We start from the raw sequence: 15,140 nt of genomic DNA, 5'->3' as shown, positions 1-15,140 counted from the left end.
CACTATTCGGCCCGCTTCTGATAGCTGCCGTCTTCGGTCGAGATGATAACGCGCTCGCCGACACCGACGAAGGGCGGCACGGCCGTGCGCACACCATTGCTCAGCACGGCCGGCTTGTAGGAATTGGCCGCCGTCTGGCCTTTGACGACCGGCTCGGTATCGGCAATTTCCAGCTCGACAAATTGCGGCAGGGTCAGGCCGATCGGCCGGTCTTCATAGAATTCCAGCACCACCACCATGCCATCGGTCAGGAAGGACGCCGTCTCCTCGCCGATGAAATCCATCTGCAATTCGATCTGCTCGTAATTTTCCTGATCCATGAAGGTCGCCATCGCATCGTCCTTGAACAGGAACTGGAAGTCCTTCTGTTCCAGACGCACGCGCTCGACCTTGTCCGCCGCGCGGAAGCGTTCATTCAGCTTGCGGCCATCGAGGATATTTTTCATCTCGACCTGGGCAAAGGCACCGCCCTTGCCGGGCTTGACCGCGAGGGTTTTTACCACCGTCCAGAGCGTGTCCTGATGCTGCAGCACCATGCCCGGCTTCACTTCATTCCCGTTGATCTTCATGGACGACCATCCCGTTCGCTGTCTTCACGATGAAACCCGGCCCCCGCACGCAAGGGCGAGGGCCGGAAAGTTGCGCGCGTCCTATCAGGCAGCGCGGCGGGCGGCAAGCGCGAAGGCGCTATATGTCCTCCTGCCGCGGCAGGCGATATCCACCGAACAGCCAGTTGAAGACATCCTTCACGATAAAGCTGGCCCCGCCGAGCGCCGCAATGGCGGCATCGCGGCTGGCACCGCCTTGCAGGAAGGCCGGCAATTGCGCTTCCAGCTCCGGGAAGAACTGGCCAAGGAACATGACCGCCAGAACGGCCGCCCCCACCCAGGCCAGCGCGAGAATGAAACCCTTTCGGCGGCCCCGCCGCCGGGCGGTGCCAAAGCGGTCGCTTCTGTCGGCGTCCGACATCACCGACCGGACCGCTTCGCGAAGTTCGGGGCTTTCCAGAAGCCGCGCACGGATCTGTTGCGGTTCGCGTTCGCCGGTCGCCGTAGCGGCCAGCGAGAGGACTTGCGCACCCTGCCCGCCCGAGCGGACCCGGCGCGCCATGGCGTCATCGAAACCGGCCAGCAGCAAGAGCTCGCGCGCCTGATTGCGTCGTTGATGTATCATACCCAGCTCCCGTAATTCTGATCGCCCGGAATATCCTGCGGGCTGACGACCGGAGGCGGGTCGGAATAACCGGCCACCGGCTTTGGCTGGGACAGGGCATAGGCGCTCATCAAACGCCGGGACCACCCCATTCCAAACACGGAGAAGGTCGAAAGCTGACCATAGAAATGCATGCGCCGCGCGGCATATTCCTCGACCAGCGCATCCGGATCAGCGGCATTGACCGCGCCCATCGTCTGCGGACCGATAATGCCATCATCCGCCACACCCGCCGCCTGTTGCAGGAAGCGTTTCGCCCGGTGCGGCCCGTGATTTACCGCCGCATCGAACAGCATGAAGGCAATGCCATCGGGCATCTCGCCACAGCGGCAGACATCCCAATAGCGATCCTTGTAGATCTGGCCCGCTTCCTGAAGTGTCAGATGCTCCACATCGCTCTTGGTGACCGGCGTACCGCGCCATTCGGCCAGCGTGCCGATGGTGATGCCCATATTGGTGGCACCGCCGGGATCGCTGGGATGATCCACATATCCGCCCTCGAAGGACAGGACGTGTTCCAGAGCCGTATCAAAAACAACCGCCATGACAATCTCCCCTGTTCTGTCTGACGGATGAAAGCTGGCCGAGGGTCAAGGCTTCAAATAGGCCCAATCAGGGTTTTCACGCCCGATATGGGGCGATTTCGGACCCGATCTGTTCATCTTCGATTGGGGTTGGCGCTCGCCGGTCTAACGAGAAATGCGGTTGCGATAGGCTTCGACCTCGGACTGGACATCCTCAACCACGGCTTCGGAAAACACATTGGCCAGGTCGGTTTCCAGTGCCGCGGCCAGACGGGCGCGATCGACATTCACAGACCGGGAACCGTCCATTTCGTATTCGGCCATCAGCGCCCAGTAATAGGCCCGCACCGGATCACGCGGCACGCCATAACCGCCCGCCAGCGCGACGGCATAAAGGAAGCGCGATTCCGCATCCCCGCCGACTGCGCCCTGTGCAAACCATTCCGCCGCCGTCGCCGCATCGGCTTCGCCGCCGCCAGTCCCGTTGAGCAGCATCAGACCGTATTGCCCCATGGCGGGCGCAAACCCGGCTTCGGCCGATTGCCGGACCATGGCAATAGCGAGCTCGGCATCTTCCGGCCCGCCCTCGCCAGCGCTTGCCATCAGGCCGGCCTGCAAGGCCGCCTCGGCATGATTGGCCTCTGCGGCGCGGACATACCATTCGCGCGCGGCTTGTGGATTGTTCGGTCCGCGTTCCCAGACATCATACATCTGGGCCAGCTGGAACATGGCCTCGGCATTGCCCTGACTGGCCGCCCGCTCGGCCCATTCCAGCGCAAAGGGCGCATCCTGCGGCACGGGTGAGGCTTTCAGGATCAGGGCATAGGCCAGCATGGCGTCGATATTTCCCGCCTGCGCGGCGCGCTGGAAATAGCCCCGCGCCTCGGTCGGCAGAAGGCTGGCCCGGGCCGCCTGTGCCATCCGGCCCAGCCGATAGAGCGCCACGGGTTCGGTCTGGTCCGCCGCCCGGCGATACCAGCGCACGGCCTGCGCATCACTGGCTTCTTCGATCTGACCGTTTTCATGCAGCAGGCCCGCCAGCGTCGCCGCCCGCGCATGCCCGCCGGAGGCCGCATTGCGCGCATGCACATAGGCGGTTTCAAAATCCTCCGTCGCATAGGCCAGCTGCGCCCGGTCAAAGATCTCGGCCAGGTTCGCTGTGCTCGATGGCGCCGTGGTCACCGGCGCATCTTCATCCTCCAGCGACAGGGCATCGTTCTGACGTTCCGCATCAATCAGCTGCAGACCGCGCAAGAGCGGTGCCGGCGTATCATCGTCGGACGCCGCCTCTTCGGCCGGTGCATCGACAGTCGGTGCATCAACAGATGGTGCATCAACAGATGGTGCATCGTCCTGTGCGGATGCCTGTCCGGTGATCAGAAGAAGGAAAAGAAACAGCGCGGCCAATACGCGACAGACCATGGTCAACCTCGTCTACTCGCCCCGCATCAATGAATGGAACGCTATAACGGCTGCTGCCGGTCCGTCCACATGCGACCACACACCCGAAGACACGGCGAGGAAGTCCGCGCCCGCCTCGATCAGCGGTTTGGAGTTGTCCACCGTGATCCCGCCAATGGCGACACAGGGTAATTCAAACAGGTCCGACCACCACTCCAGTATCTCCGGATCCGCCGTGGTCGGCGCGTCCTTGGTCGTGGTCGGATAAAAGGCCCCGAAAGCGACATAATCGGCCCCGGCCTCGCCCGCCTCCATCGCCAGATGGCGGCTGTTGTGACAGGTCACACCCAGCATGCGGTTGGGCCCGATCGCCGCGCGCGCCGCCTTGGCCGGGACATCGCCCTGCCCGACATGCACACCATCACAGCCCAGCGCCACAGCCAATTCCGGATCATCATTCAGGATGACCGCCACGCCCATCGATTGCGCGAGTTTGATCAGCGGCGGGGCGAGGCGTTTGATCTCCTCGACCGGATGATCCTTCAGCCGCAGCTGCAGGGCCGCCACCTCACCGGCCGACAGGGCCTCGGCGAGCGTGTCTTCAAATCCGGCCTCAAGGCGCGGCGGCGTGATCAGATAGAGCTGGCAAGTCATGACGTGCTCTTAGCGCGGAACGGCGTTCACGCGAAGCGGCTATTGAAGCGGGAACACCCAGTTGCCGTCCTCGCGCTGGACGGCGCTGAAGCAGCGGTAACTATCATAAACGCTATCGAACAGCTGATCACGTGTACGCGGCCGGTGTTCGGCAAAGCAGCTAGCCGCAACACATTCGCAAGCGCCCGCCTCCCAATGCCATTCAACGCGTTCGTCTGGATCATGGTATTCCGAAATCCAGAAGAATGTGTCCGGTGGCTGCCGCGTATACCACCCGCCAACGGCAACGTCGGAATAGGCCACACGAAGTTGGTCCAGCAGATCACCGGTAGGCTCCACTAGCCGCGGGCGTTCGTCAGGCAATTGCATCTCAAGGGCTGAATGTTCCCGAAGTATATCAACGATAGCGGTGTCGTAGAATTCTGTAGAACGGTCGCCACAAACAACAAAACGGTCGACACCGGGCTGAGGCGTTCCAGAACAAAAGGCCGAGTATTCGCCCTCGATCAGGATCGTATTGTATCGCGCAGTGGCGTCTCCCGCGCGGCCGCCTACAAAACTCACTCCGGCGCAATTATGGCTCCCGCCATGCATGCTCCGTGGACTGGGCCAGGGCTCGCCTTCGCCGGGCTCATCACAAATCGCACAATTGAGATCAAAACATTCATTGGCGCGAACAATCGCTCGGACCCGTCGCCCATCCCACGCCCAGGGGTCCTGATGGATTTCTTCAATCGTCACCAGAGGCGGCAGCCCTACATCCCGTTCCCAGACCTGTAAAAGCGAGGGCTCTGTCAGCTCTCCTGCCCGGTCAGTGCAAAGTGCTACCGTGTGGCGCGTGATGGTCGCATATTCAAAGTCGTAATCGACATCGCCAACACATCGCGTGCTATATGTCGCTTCGATCAGGGCGAGGCTATTTCGGACGGCGTGATCTGCGTTCCGCCCGGTAGAAAAGCTCTCAACGCCAGCGCAGTATGGTGATGACCATGATGCCGGATCACCGTCGTCATCAGTTTCGGAGTGAGTTTCGGGCTCATCGCAAACCCGACAATTAGGCCCGATGCACTCGTTGAAGTACCCGGCCACGCGGATCCGCTGAGCATCCCAACTGTCTGGATCACGATGCAATTGCTCAATCGTCACCAGCGGTGGCGCGGTTTCTGGCTCGACCGCCTCCGACTGGAGCAGCACCGCCGCAATCATCCATTCCAGCCCCATCATCCTGTCACTCCTGATACGCTTTGAACTCTAACGGACAACCGTCACACCTCACAAGTAGAGCGTTTAAATCTGTCGCCATGTCCTGCCGCGCGAACCCGCTCGCCTTCCACGAGAATGATGTTGCGAAACCGTCATATTTCACACAGCGTCCGGACCGGGTGGGGAGGACATGCGAAAATGATGCGTATTCTCAATATGCTGATCCTAAGCGGATTGGCGATCTGGGCGGCCTCGTTCTTCTTGAGCGGCCCGGCCTCCAGCGCGGGAACAACCACATTGACCATGGAAGAAAGAGCCGCCTTTGCCAAAGAGGCCTGCACCGCCGCCTGGGCGGCCATGCCCGGTTTCGGTCCGGTGACCGCAGGCGCGGCTGAAGCGCGCGAGGATTATGACGAGGTCTATGCCTGTACCGGCATCGTGCCGCAGGCGGGCGAAGTCCTGCTGGTCGCGCGCTATGCTGGCGGTCCGCGCGAACACGCGGTCAGTTACCGCATTGATGCCTTGTGCGATGCCACGGGCAAGTCATTGCTGGAAGATGGCGGCCGTATGCCGGAGGCGTGCGAGAGCTGAAGGCAGAGCTACAGAGAAGCCAGCACGCAGTGCATGGTCCAGCGATTGAGACGCTATGGATCAACCGCGACCGTCTTCCAAAGGCGCTGAAAATCCGGCAAGGTTGAGCTCCCTCAGCTTTCAACAGGCGGAAACGTCATATTCAATCCTGCTCTATTCCTGGCTTTGGGCCTTGCATCGCAAACAGACGACGGCGCACCGGACACAATTTTCGTCGATCTGGTCTATGAGTTTTCCATCACCAACAACGAAGACGAACCTGTTTGCATACCGTCGGATTTGCTAACCAGAACAATTGTGGCGAACGCCTTCCAGATGGTCCTTGAAGACGGAAGCCTGGAGGTTCGGGAATACGATGCGGGGGGCGCTATCGATTTCGACGCAATTGATTGGGTTTCCCTTGCGCCCGGGCAGTCGGCAAATGTCACGCAAAGAATTATCGAGCGGGTCGCGCATCCGTCATTGCACCGGTGGCGCAGTATTGCGGTTCGCTATCTATACATAGATTGTTCGATACTTGATCTGACAGATAAGCAACGCGAACGTCAGGATGACGCTCTGATCAGCCACGGGCTTTCAGAGCCTCACGAATTCTCGATATCGGCAATGCGCCTGACGAATATCATCGACTGACCGGATATGGCGCGCCGTCCGCCCGTTTGAAAAAAGTCTTCATGTTTCACGGCGCCAACACAATGACGACCAGGAGCTCAGCCCGGTGACAAGAGTGGCAGGTCTGGTCCACACCCGTCTCCACATTGTTCAACACGTCATCGGCAGTCTCGCGCCATCGCCCCTCACCGCAGATTCGCCTCCAGCATGGCGCGATAGGTGCGGATGCGTTCGACATAGCGCACTGGTTCATGCCCGCGGGCATAGCCATAACGGACAGTCTGGTAGTATTCCGGCCGGGTGAGGAGCGGCAGCACCTCTTCCATCACCGCCCAGGAATTCTTGTCGCGCCCGAGACGTTCGGCCAGCGCCCGCGCATCATAGATATGGCCCATGCCGATATTGTAGGCCGCCAGCGCGAACCAGAGCCGGTCTTCGCCCTCAATGGCGTCGGGCAGGCGATCATAGAGATCGGCGAGATATTCCGCCCCGCCCTCGACCGACTGGCGCGGATCAAGCCGGTCGGAGACGCCGACGCGTTCCGCTGTGGGCAGGGTGAGCATCATCAGACCCCGCACGCCCGTCGGGCTGACGGCCTCCGGGTCCCAGTGCGATTCCTGATAGGCCTGCGCGGCCAGCAATTCCCAGTCGAAGGGCCGACGATCCGATGCGGCCCGGAAATAGCCCATATAGCGCGGCAGGCGCTCTTCCAGACGCCGCACAAAACGCGCGGTCTCGACATAGTCGAACACGCCATAATCGCCGAACCAGCCCGCCTCGATCTCCTCGATCAGACCAAAGGCATGCGCCTCGGCAAACCATTGATCGAGCGCTTCGGCGAGCCCCTCCACCCGGCCGGAATGCGCCCAGGCGAGCGCGGCGTCTTCCGACAGGTCGAGCGGGGTGATCAGTTCGGGATGCCGGCGGCGCGCGAAAGTGACAATGTGCGAATCCGCGACCGTGCAATCGATGCGCCCGCGATCCACCGCCTCCAGCAGGGGCAGGGCCGAGCCCGCCGGACGCTCGTCAAATTCAATGCCGGGATAATCCGCCTGCAGGGCCCGCAAGGTTTCCGCATAGGAGGAGTCCGCGACCACGGCGAGGCGCAAACCCGCCAGCTCCTCGACCGAGCTGGCGCTCTCCCCGCCCCGGCGGCAGACCAGACGCTCACGCACATTCTTATAGGCCGGACCGAATGTGATGCGCTCGGAACGCACCTCATTGATCGTCAGATTGGCGGCGGCCAGATGGCCTTCGCCATTCTCCAGCGCATCGATCAGCGCGCCGATATCGCGCATTTCGCGGAAGCGCACGCTGAGCCCGTATTCGTCGGCAAAGGCGGACACGAGGTCCACCTCGAAGCCGTCCGGCGCGCCATTGCGCTGCTCGTAGATGGTCGGACCTTCCAGGGTCAGCACGACCAGCTCCCCGCCTTCAAGAATGGCATCGAAGGTCGCGTCCTCGCGGGTTGGCGCAGAACACTGGACGAGAACCAGCGCACTGGCCGCAATGGCCAGTCCCGCCCATGTCTGCAAGATCATTCGGGTCATGGTCATCAAGACTAGGGCTTAAACCCGCACTGTCAAAAATGGCCCGCCCTCACAGGCCTTCGGCGCGCGCCTTTCGCCAGTAGATCAATGCCAGAACGGTGACGACCAGCGGCACCATCAGGCCATATTCGTCGATCCAGAACTCGGTCTGTTCCGTTTCGAGCGTCAGCGGCGTGTAGATTTTCTGGATAAAGATATTATGCGCCCCGTGGAACATGACGGCGGGCCATAGGGAGCCCGAACGGAAGGTGTAATAGGTCATGATCACCGACATGGCGACGATCATCAAAGTGAAGCAGGCCAGCTGGAACAGCGTGTTGCCGCCGCCATAGGCGATGATGACCGGAAAGTGCCAGACCGCCCATAACAGGCCGCTGACCAGACAGGTCGCCTCGAACGGCATCAGCTTGCGGAGCTCCCAGACCAGAAAGCCGCGCCAGCCGATTTCCTCACCCGCAATCGTGCCCAACGATTTCACGAATTGAACCACCGCCATGAGGACCACCATCACGGCGATCACGATCCAGGTGGACGCTTCGGACAGGCCCAGCTGCGCGCGCCATTCGGCGAACGTCTCCGGATTGCCCATGCCGCCAAAGCCGAAGAACCAGGCGAGGCCATAGGCGGCCGAGACATAGACCACCGGCACCAGATATCCGGCCCAGTTGGGCCCGAATCCACCCCAGCGCCAGGGCAGGCCGGTTATTGTCCGGCCCCTGAGCTTCAGCGTCACAAAAGCCGACAGGGCGGGCATCATCATCAGCGTCCCGACATAGAGCGAGGTCGGCACCAGACGCACGATTGCAAAATGGGCAACGCCGCTCCCGATCGTCAGGATCACCAGAAACAGGCCGAGCGTGGCGATGGTCGATCGCTTGTCCGTCGCGTGTGTGTCCATGGCCTTATTCCTCCTGCATCTCTGTTCCGGATTGACCGGACCGGTCGCGATATCTATAATTACACAATCAATTGTGCAATTAATTGTGGAATAATCAAGGCATGCAGAACAGCAACATCATGGACACCCACCCGCTAAGTGGAGCCTTCCTGTCGAACAAGCTGTTACGGCTGGTTGAGACGATTGCGGACCAGGGCGAGGTCTTGCTGGCCTCGGATGGCATCCAGATCCCGCCGCGCGCCATCTCCACCGTGCTGATGATCGGCGAGACGAAAGACGTCACCGCGGCAGACATTGCCGGCGCGCTGGATCAGCCGCACCAGCTCGCCACCCAGCGCGTGGCCCTGTTGATCGAACTGGGCCTTGTCACAAAGCGGCCCCATGCTACCGACAGCCGCAGAAAGGTTCTGGAGCTCACCGCAGAGGGTCAGGCGCAATATGCCCGGATAATGGACATGCTCGGCCATATCCGGGCGGCCATGGACGCATTGTATGAAGAGCTGGGCTGCAATCTGGCCGACATGGCGGTGAAGGCCGTCGACGCTTTAAACGACCGCCCCCTGATCGCACGCATCGGCAAATAGGCCGGCACGGGCAGAAATACGGACCAATGTAACCTCGCCCGGCGGCTCCGCTTGCCGCGCCTCCGGCTTTGCCGCGTCATTTTATGTTATGGCATCAAAAAGATGTCTGGATTGGACCGGTCTCGGCTAGCACCGAGCCGCGCTCATCCGCGATATGCCCGGAGATGGCCTAGCCCGTGTCGCACCCGAATGTGCCGGTAGAGGCCGAGGTGCTGTCATAAAGCACCAGCGGCGCATCCATACGCAAAACACGCCAAAGCACAATTCAAAGAACTCACCAGACATTGGTGTGTGTCCCCGTTTTTACCCTGCGCCGGGATTGCTGCGGGTCAATTCGGCGTGCCGACGGTCTGGCTTCGGGGCTGAAACCTAGTTCGCACTACACAGCAGATTGACAATCGCTCCGCAATTGCCGCCGCGGCATTGAGTGCCGCTTTCGACATGGACGGTTCCGCCATACTGGCGGGGATCCGCGACCGTGTAGCCCGCCGCTTCACGCGCGCCGGCAATTTCGCAGATCAGGTCCGCACCGGAGTCACCGCAGGTGCGCATGGAGGCGTTCGCACAGTGATCAACTGCGCTGCCATTCACGCGGGGAACCGCAAAAAACAGCACGCCGCCCTCGCCGCGGCTTTCGCCGGTCACATTCAGAAAAGCGGGGCGCTGCGGGTCAAAGCCATTGCCCGGAACTTGCGGTCGTTGAGGCGTGGTGGGTCCACCGCCAACCCGTCTCATCGAAGAAATTGTGTTGTCCAGACTGAATATGGACAGGTCGGGAATAGAGGATCCGAGTCTCTGGCACCGGCTCCCGTAATTGGCATCTACGCAAACTTCCCAGACCTCGCCTGCGGCAATGGCCAGCGAACTCGCGCGATCATTGAATCCGGAGGAGCGGAGATTGCTGACATCGGTCGGCGCGTCATACCGGTCACCGAAATAGCCCACCGAATCGAACAACCGGATTCCGGTGCGTGGAGCATCCACAGGCCGGGTCCCGCTCGGCGGAACAGTTGGACGTTGGGGCGGCGCAGAAGCCTGAAGAAAACGCACCGAACTGATACGATTGTCGAAACTGCCCAGACTCGCCGCATCGCCGCTGAAGCGCCGGCACTCACCGCCGTAATTTACATGTTCGCAAACCTGCCAGTCGCCGGCCACCTGGATGGACGAGGCGCGGTCGTTGAAGTTGAGGTTGACAAGATTGGAGCCATCCTGATCGACACGGACAGTCACGGCGCGGCCCGTGAAGTTGGGACCATCCCACAGGATGATGGATGCAATCCGGCTGGCTTGCGGCGATTGGGCTCCCGCAATGGAGGCCGGAATTGCGAGCATGAGGCCCGCCAATGCGCAAGCTTTCAACATAAGTAACTTCATAATTTCCCCCCGACTTTCTATCAGCTTAGCACCGACAACAGGAAAAGGGAAACCGGCCTGGAACGTCCATTATCGGCATTGTTCTGATTTTGCCCCGGGGGCGCATGGACGCTCTTGGGCCAGACTCGCCAATACGTATTCGGTGTGATTAGTATCCCGTATATCAACCGGGGGGTCTTACATGTTGCGTTCTCTATTGGTGTCGGCGCTATCTGCATTGATCGGCGGACTTGCGGCGGCCGATGAGGTTTGGGAAGGCGAGGATGGAAGCCGGATTATCTATGAACGCGACGAAGCCAGCTACGCCGTCTTCCGCGGTCCGGGTAATGTCTTGTATTATTTTGACGGGCTGGCTGGAAACTATTCGAACAGGCAAGGTGTATTCACCGGCTATTGGTTTGTCGAGAATGGCCAATCCGATAACAGGGAGCAGGCATGCCGGACCGGAAATGACGGTTCTCTGGTTTATGCGAGCGCCGCCATCCGCTTTTATTCGCCATCCTTTCCTTCGGGCTTTGAATTGGCTCGCGGCTACTGCGAGGGGCCGCGCGGTGCGGACGGGTATCCTCAGGAGTTCATCATGACATTCCACCACTACTCGCCGGTTACCAGTGTAGCCGGCGATGAACCGGAGGTGGATACGGGCTATAACGATAATCGGCCCGGAATGAACCAACAATACGAATGCATCGACAGGCTTCGTAACTTCCAGAGTTCATTCGCCAGGGTCCAGGACGTCGAGAGCGTTTATATTGAACAAAGCCAAAATTGGCGCGTAACAGGTACGATGATCAGCCAGTTCGAGTATCATCGACCGTTCGAATGCTTCCATGCCAATGGCCGCGTCGAGCGGATCGTCTTCGGTCAGGGACAACAACTGCCCTACCACTGACGGGGCGGGTCAAGCGGCCGAATGCCTGGGGCGTGCGAAAGCTGGACCCTCACACCCCCTCGGCGCGCGCCCGAGGATCAGCGCCAGCACCGAGCCGCGCCCATCCGCGATATACCAGGTGATGGCAGAACCCGTATCGCACCCGAATGTGCCGGTAGAGGCCGAGGTGCTGTCTGACCCAGCCCCCTGATCCGGGCTGATCGTTAGTAGAGTCTGTTCGCCTTTCTTTCTGGTTTTGGTTCAAGGTTCAAGGCCCGGTGAGCGGAGCCCATGCGTAGCTCAGGCGAACCGGGCCGGTGTTTGCGGGTTTGCTGGGCGTAGATGACCGGGGCCAGCCCTCCCAGCGAGGTGTGGGGCCGGCAGGTATTGTAGTCGATCCGCCAAGCCTCGATCAGGGTTCGCGCTTCGGAGAGTGACGAGAACAGGTGCTCGTTCAGGCACTCGTCCCGCAGGCGGCCATTGAAGCTCTCCACGAAGCCATTCTGCTGGGGCTTTCCCGGGGCGATGTAATGCCATTCGACACCGCGCTCTTTCTGCCAGCGTAGGATGGCGTGGCTTGTCAGCTCCGTGCCATTGTCCGAGACGATCATGGCCGGCTTGCCGCGCCGGGCGATGATCCGGTCCAGTTCCCGGCCCACGCGCACGCCCGAGAGCGAGGTGTCGACCGTGATCGCCAGTGCTTCACGGGTGAAGTCGTCCACCACGCACAGGGTGCGGAAGCGACGCCCGTCGGTAAGCGCATCCGCCACGAAGTCCAGGCTCCAGCGCTGGTTGGCGCCGCTCGGCAGCAGCATGGGACGGCGCGTTCCCGTGGCCCGCTTGCGGCCCCGGCGTCGGCGTACCGCCAGACCTTCCTCGCGGTAGATACGGTAAAGCTTCTTGTGGTTCGCATTCAGCCCCTCCCGGGCCAGAAGAATGCCCAGACGGCGATAGCCGAAGCGGCGACGTTCGCCAGCCAGGTCGCGCAACCGCTCACGTAGACGCTCATCGCCCGCATCGCGCTTGCGATACTGGAAGGTCGAGCGGTCCAGCCGGACCAACCGGCACGCCCGACGCTCGCTCAGCCCGTGCGCCTCCACCAGGTGACGCGCGACCCGCCGCTTCACATCGGGCGTTAGAAGTTTTTTGAGGCGAGATCCTTCAGCGCCGCATTGTCCAGCATCTGCTCGGCCAGTAACCGCTTCAGCTTGGCATTCTCTGCTTCCAGCGTCCGTAGACGCTGAGCATCCGACACCGTCATGCCGCCGAACTTGGCCTTGTACTTGTAAAAGGTCGCGTCCGAGATGCCGTACTTGCGGCATAGCTCCTTCGTCGTGACACCCGCTTCGTGCTCGCGGAGCATCCCGATAATCTGTTCTTCCGAATAACGGCTCTTGCGCATCGTCCATCCTCTTCTCGATGGACTCTACCATCCCGTGGCCGGAATTCAGGGGGCTGGGTCATGTCATAATGCGCCAGCGGGGCATCCATACGCAAAACACGCCAAGGCACTATTCAAAGGACTCACCAGACATTGGTGTGTGCCCGTTTTCTCCGTCAGAAAACGATGAAAAAGACCATCACGATAACCAGGACGACCAGGGGCACCCACAAAATGAGAGAAAAAATTGTCAGATAGCGGGCCCATATCGCTTCGCGGGGATCAATGACAACTTTGTGGGTTCGGCGATAAAGCCAAATACGAATGAATGTGATTATCACAAAGGCGACCATGGCAACATTGCTGGCAACAAACCACCAAATCGCCCATTGAAACGGGACAATAGAAAATCCACTCGCCAGATTGGGGAGGTATAGAAAAAAAGCAGACGCCACCCAGGACGATAGGACAACGATTTTAACCCAACCCCACCAATTACGATTTTTCATAGCTCTCTCTCACTCGTGAGCGTCGGGACACGATATCAAGTCCGGAGGCGGAGCGGCAGCGACACGACGGCTCGGACATGACGCGCTACGAACCGCATTGATCGAACCATAGCGTGCCAAAGCACGTTCACAAGACAGGGCTCCCGGGTCGTTCCTGCCCATGTCCGATGCCACTCCTGACTCCGCCGACTACCACTGCCTCCAGCGCTCGACCGGCTCCGCGAACCCCTACACGTCTGATGACGCCCCTGACTCCACCCGCTACTTTGTTTCATTGTGTTAAAATGATAAATCGAAGAGTGGGGCGGAGTCTCGGGACTGCAAGGCCAGAGCGCGGCAGCATTCTCTACCGATGAGCGCCAAAGCGCCGCGCGGCCTTATCCCCGGCCTGCCCTCACCGCCTAGACTCGCCGCCGGAGACCGTGCCGCCGCGCCGCCATCCTGACCGGTGCGGCGCGCCTTATGCCCCTAAAGCGGTCGGAGACAGTCGGAGACAATCGGAGAAAACCGGAGATGAACTGGAGACAAACTGGAGGCTCGCCGGAGGCATGCCGTTGACCGGCCACGCCTTGCCGCACAGGGCTTTACGCCCGGCACAGGCCGGATTTGCCGCAGTCGTAGTAGTAGGAGACGAAAATCGCTATCCCCGCAAAACTATCCACGCCAGCCGGAGGGCATGGATTTCATGCCTCCGGCCAGCGCCATGGATATCAGCCCTGCTGTTCCAGCTCCGGTGTCCACTCCCCGATGGAGGCCAGGCCATTCATGCGGGCGCGGTGATTGAATGCCTTTTGTCCAGCCTCGGCATCCTTGCCATTCCAGGCTTTCAGCGGCGCAGCCTGCAGCGCGCGGCCATAGGAAAAGGTCAGCGCCCAGGGCAGATCATACGCCGCATTCATGGCGTTGAGATGCGCGGTGGCTTCCTCGTCCGACTGCCCGCCCGACAGGAAGGCAATGCCCGGCACCGCCGACGGTACGCAATTGGACAGGCACTGGACCGTCAGATCGGCCACGTCCTCGACGCTCGCCTGTTCGGGGCACTTCTTGCCGGCGATGATCATATTCGGCTTGAGGATAATGCCTTCGAGCTGAACACCTTGCGCATAGAGTTCATCGAAGAGCTTCTTCAGCGCATATTCGGTGACTTCATAACAGCGCTCGATCGTGTGATCGCCATCCATCAGGACTTCCGGCTCGACAATCGGCACAATGCCCGCTTCCTGACACAGGGCGGCATAGCGCGCGAGGGCGTGCATGTTCACATCCACGCAATAGGGCGAGGGAATGCTGTCATCACCATCGCGGCCCATCTCGATCACGGCGCGCCATTTCGCAAAGCGGGCGCCGAGTTCGTAATACTCGTTCAGGCGGTCGCGCAGACCATCGAGGCCTTCGGTGATTTTCTCGCCCGGCGCACCGGCCAGATCCTTGGCGCCCAGATCAACCTTGATGCCCGGCACCGCGCCGGCATCGGAAATCAGCTTGGCCAGCGGCGTGCCATCGGCGGCTTTCTGGCGCAGGGTTTCATCATAGAGGATGACGCCGGAGATATACTCATTCATCGCCGGCTGGGTGCGGAACAGCATTTCGCGCCAGTCGCGGCGGCTGTCCTCGGTCGAGGTCAGCCCGATCGTGTCAAAGCGCTTTTTGATCGTGCCGGTGGATTCGTCCGCCGCCAGAATGCCCTTGCCATGTGCCACCATCTGGTTGGCGATTTCGTTGAGTTGTTCGAGATCCATCGTCTTGTCCCCAGCAGATCAGAAATTTTTCGAA

At 60.7% G+C, this 15,140-nt stretch carries 16 protein-coding genes; 4 read left to right on the top strand and 12 right to left on the bottom strand.

Translation table 11 applies throughout. From position 1 onward, the window contains the following. Window positions 1-2: 2 nt before the first annotated feature. The 6 genes from efp to P0D52_RS01665 all read right to left on the bottom strand — a co-directional run bounded on the left by efp (window position 3) and on the right by P0D52_RS01665 (window position 5,015). The gene (efp, locus tag P0D52_RS01690; RefSeq protein ID WP_394693715.1) at window positions 3-569 is read right to left on the bottom strand and encodes an elongation factor P; all 567 of its coding nucleotides are present in this window, start codon (window positions 567-569) and stop codon (window positions 3-5) included. 118 nt (window positions 570-687) lie between these two features. Continuing rightward, window positions 688-1,173: a hypothetical protein gene (locus P0D52_RS01685; RefSeq protein ID WP_394693714.1), complete on the bottom strand. Its 486-nt coding sequence runs from the start codon at window positions 1,171-1,173 to the stop codon at window positions 688-690. Then, window positions 1,170-1,757, bottom strand: a complete 588-nt coding sequence (locus tag P0D52_RS01680; RefSeq protein ID WP_394693713.1) for a glycoside hydrolase family 108 protein — start codon at window positions 1,755-1,757, stop codon at window positions 1,170-1,172. The genes P0D52_RS01685 and P0D52_RS01680 overlap by 4 nt, the downstream gene beginning before the upstream one ends. Window positions 1,758-1,901: 144 nt before the next feature. Next, complete coding sequence (locus P0D52_RS01675; protein WP_394693712.1) at window positions 1,902-3,158, bottom strand: hypothetical protein; 1,257 nt, start codon at window positions 3,156-3,158, stop codon at window positions 1,902-1,904. A gap of 12 nt (window positions 3,159-3,170) precedes the next feature. After that, complete coding sequence (thiE, locus tag P0D52_RS01670; protein ID WP_394693711.1) at window positions 3,171-3,791, bottom strand: thiamine phosphate synthase; 621 nt, start codon at window positions 3,789-3,791, stop codon at window positions 3,171-3,173. A 39-nt stretch (window positions 3,792-3,830) separates the two neighbouring features. Beyond that, the gene (locus P0D52_RS01665; protein ID WP_394693710.1) at window positions 3,831-5,015 is read right to left on the bottom strand and encodes a hypothetical protein; all 1,185 of its coding nucleotides are present in this window, start codon (window positions 5,013-5,015) and stop codon (window positions 3,831-3,833) included. 177 nt (window positions 5,016-5,192) lie between these two features. Here P0D52_RS01665 and P0D52_RS01660 point away from each other — a divergent pair, with 177 nt between their 5' ends. Both P0D52_RS01660 and P0D52_RS01655 read left to right on the top strand, forming a co-directional pair. Continuing rightward, window positions 5,193-5,585: a hypothetical protein gene (locus tag P0D52_RS01660; protein ID WP_394693709.1), complete on the top strand. Its 393-nt coding sequence runs from the start codon at window positions 5,193-5,195 to the stop codon at window positions 5,583-5,585. Window positions 5,586-5,750: 165 nt separating this feature from the next. Further along, window positions 5,751-6,218: a hypothetical protein gene (locus P0D52_RS01655; protein ID WP_394693708.1), complete on the top strand. Its 468-nt coding sequence runs from the start codon at window positions 5,751-5,753 to the stop codon at window positions 6,216-6,218. 164 nt (window positions 6,219-6,382) lie between these two features. On the opposite strand, the gene mltF is transcribed toward P0D52_RS01655, so the two are convergent. Next, window positions 6,383-7,747 (bottom strand): membrane-bound lytic murein transglycosylase MltF, encoded by a 1,365-nt coding sequence (gene mltF, locus P0D52_RS01650; protein ID WP_394693707.1) that lies wholly within the window; start codon window positions 7,745-7,747, stop codon window positions 6,383-6,385. Between the two features lie 49 nt (window positions 7,748-7,796). Continuing rightward, entirely contained in the window at window positions 7,797-8,645 is an 849-nt protein-coding gene (locus P0D52_RS01645; protein WP_394693706.1) for a CPBP family intramembrane glutamic endopeptidase, read from the bottom strand. A 101-nt stretch (window positions 8,646-8,746) separates the two neighbouring features. Between P0D52_RS01645 and P0D52_RS01640 the strand changes: the two genes are divergently transcribed. Further along, window positions 8,747-9,229 carry a MarR family winged helix-turn-helix transcriptional regulator gene (locus tag P0D52_RS01640; RefSeq protein WP_394693705.1) on the top strand — a complete coding sequence of 161 codons (483 nt, stop codon included), beginning with the start codon at window positions 8,747-8,749 and terminating at the stop codon, window positions 9,227-9,229. 369 nt (window positions 9,230-9,598) lie between these two features. Here P0D52_RS01640 and P0D52_RS01635 read toward each other — a convergent pair whose 3' ends face one another. Beyond that, entirely contained in the window at window positions 9,599-10,606 is a 1,008-nt protein-coding gene (locus P0D52_RS01635) for a beta/gamma crystallin-related protein (RefSeq protein ID WP_394693704.1), read from the bottom strand. Window positions 10,607-10,787: 181 nt separating this feature from the next. Between P0D52_RS01635 and P0D52_RS01630 the strand changes: the two genes are divergently transcribed. Beyond that, complete coding sequence (locus P0D52_RS01630; RefSeq protein WP_394693703.1) at window positions 10,788-11,498, top strand: hypothetical protein; 711 nt, start codon at window positions 10,788-10,790, stop codon at window positions 11,496-11,498. 203 nt (window positions 11,499-11,701) lie between these two features. Here the strand turns inward: P0D52_RS01630 and P0D52_RS01625 are convergent. The 3 genes from P0D52_RS01625 to P0D52_RS01615 form a co-directional block, all read right to left on the bottom strand. Continuing rightward, a protein-coding gene (locus P0D52_RS01625) for an IS3 family transposase (protein WP_394692869.1) occupies window positions 11,702-12,879 on the bottom strand; the annotation gives its coding sequence in 2 pieces (ribosomal slippage) (window positions 11,702-12,627 and window positions 12,627-12,879; 1,179 coding nt in all). Between the two features lie 155 nt (window positions 12,880-13,034). Further along, a complete protein-coding gene (locus P0D52_RS01620) occupies window positions 13,035-13,367 on the bottom strand; it encodes a hypothetical protein (RefSeq protein WP_394693702.1) in 333 nt (110 codons plus the stop codon). A gap of 710 nt (window positions 13,368-14,077) precedes the next feature. Next, window positions 14,078-15,106 (bottom strand): class I fructose-bisphosphate aldolase, encoded by a 1,029-nt coding sequence (locus tag P0D52_RS01615; RefSeq protein ID WP_394693701.1) that lies wholly within the window; start codon window positions 15,104-15,106, stop codon window positions 14,078-14,080. Window positions 15,107-15,140: the final 34 nt, after the last annotated feature.

It is taken from the genome of Hyphobacterium sp. (assembly GCF_043584775.1).
Taxonomy (GTDB): domain Bacteria; phylum Pseudomonadota; class Alphaproteobacteria; order Caulobacterales; family Maricaulaceae; genus Hyphobacterium.
Note: the sequence above shows the minus strand (reverse complement) of the source record. Positions and strands in the feature narration are given on the sequence as shown.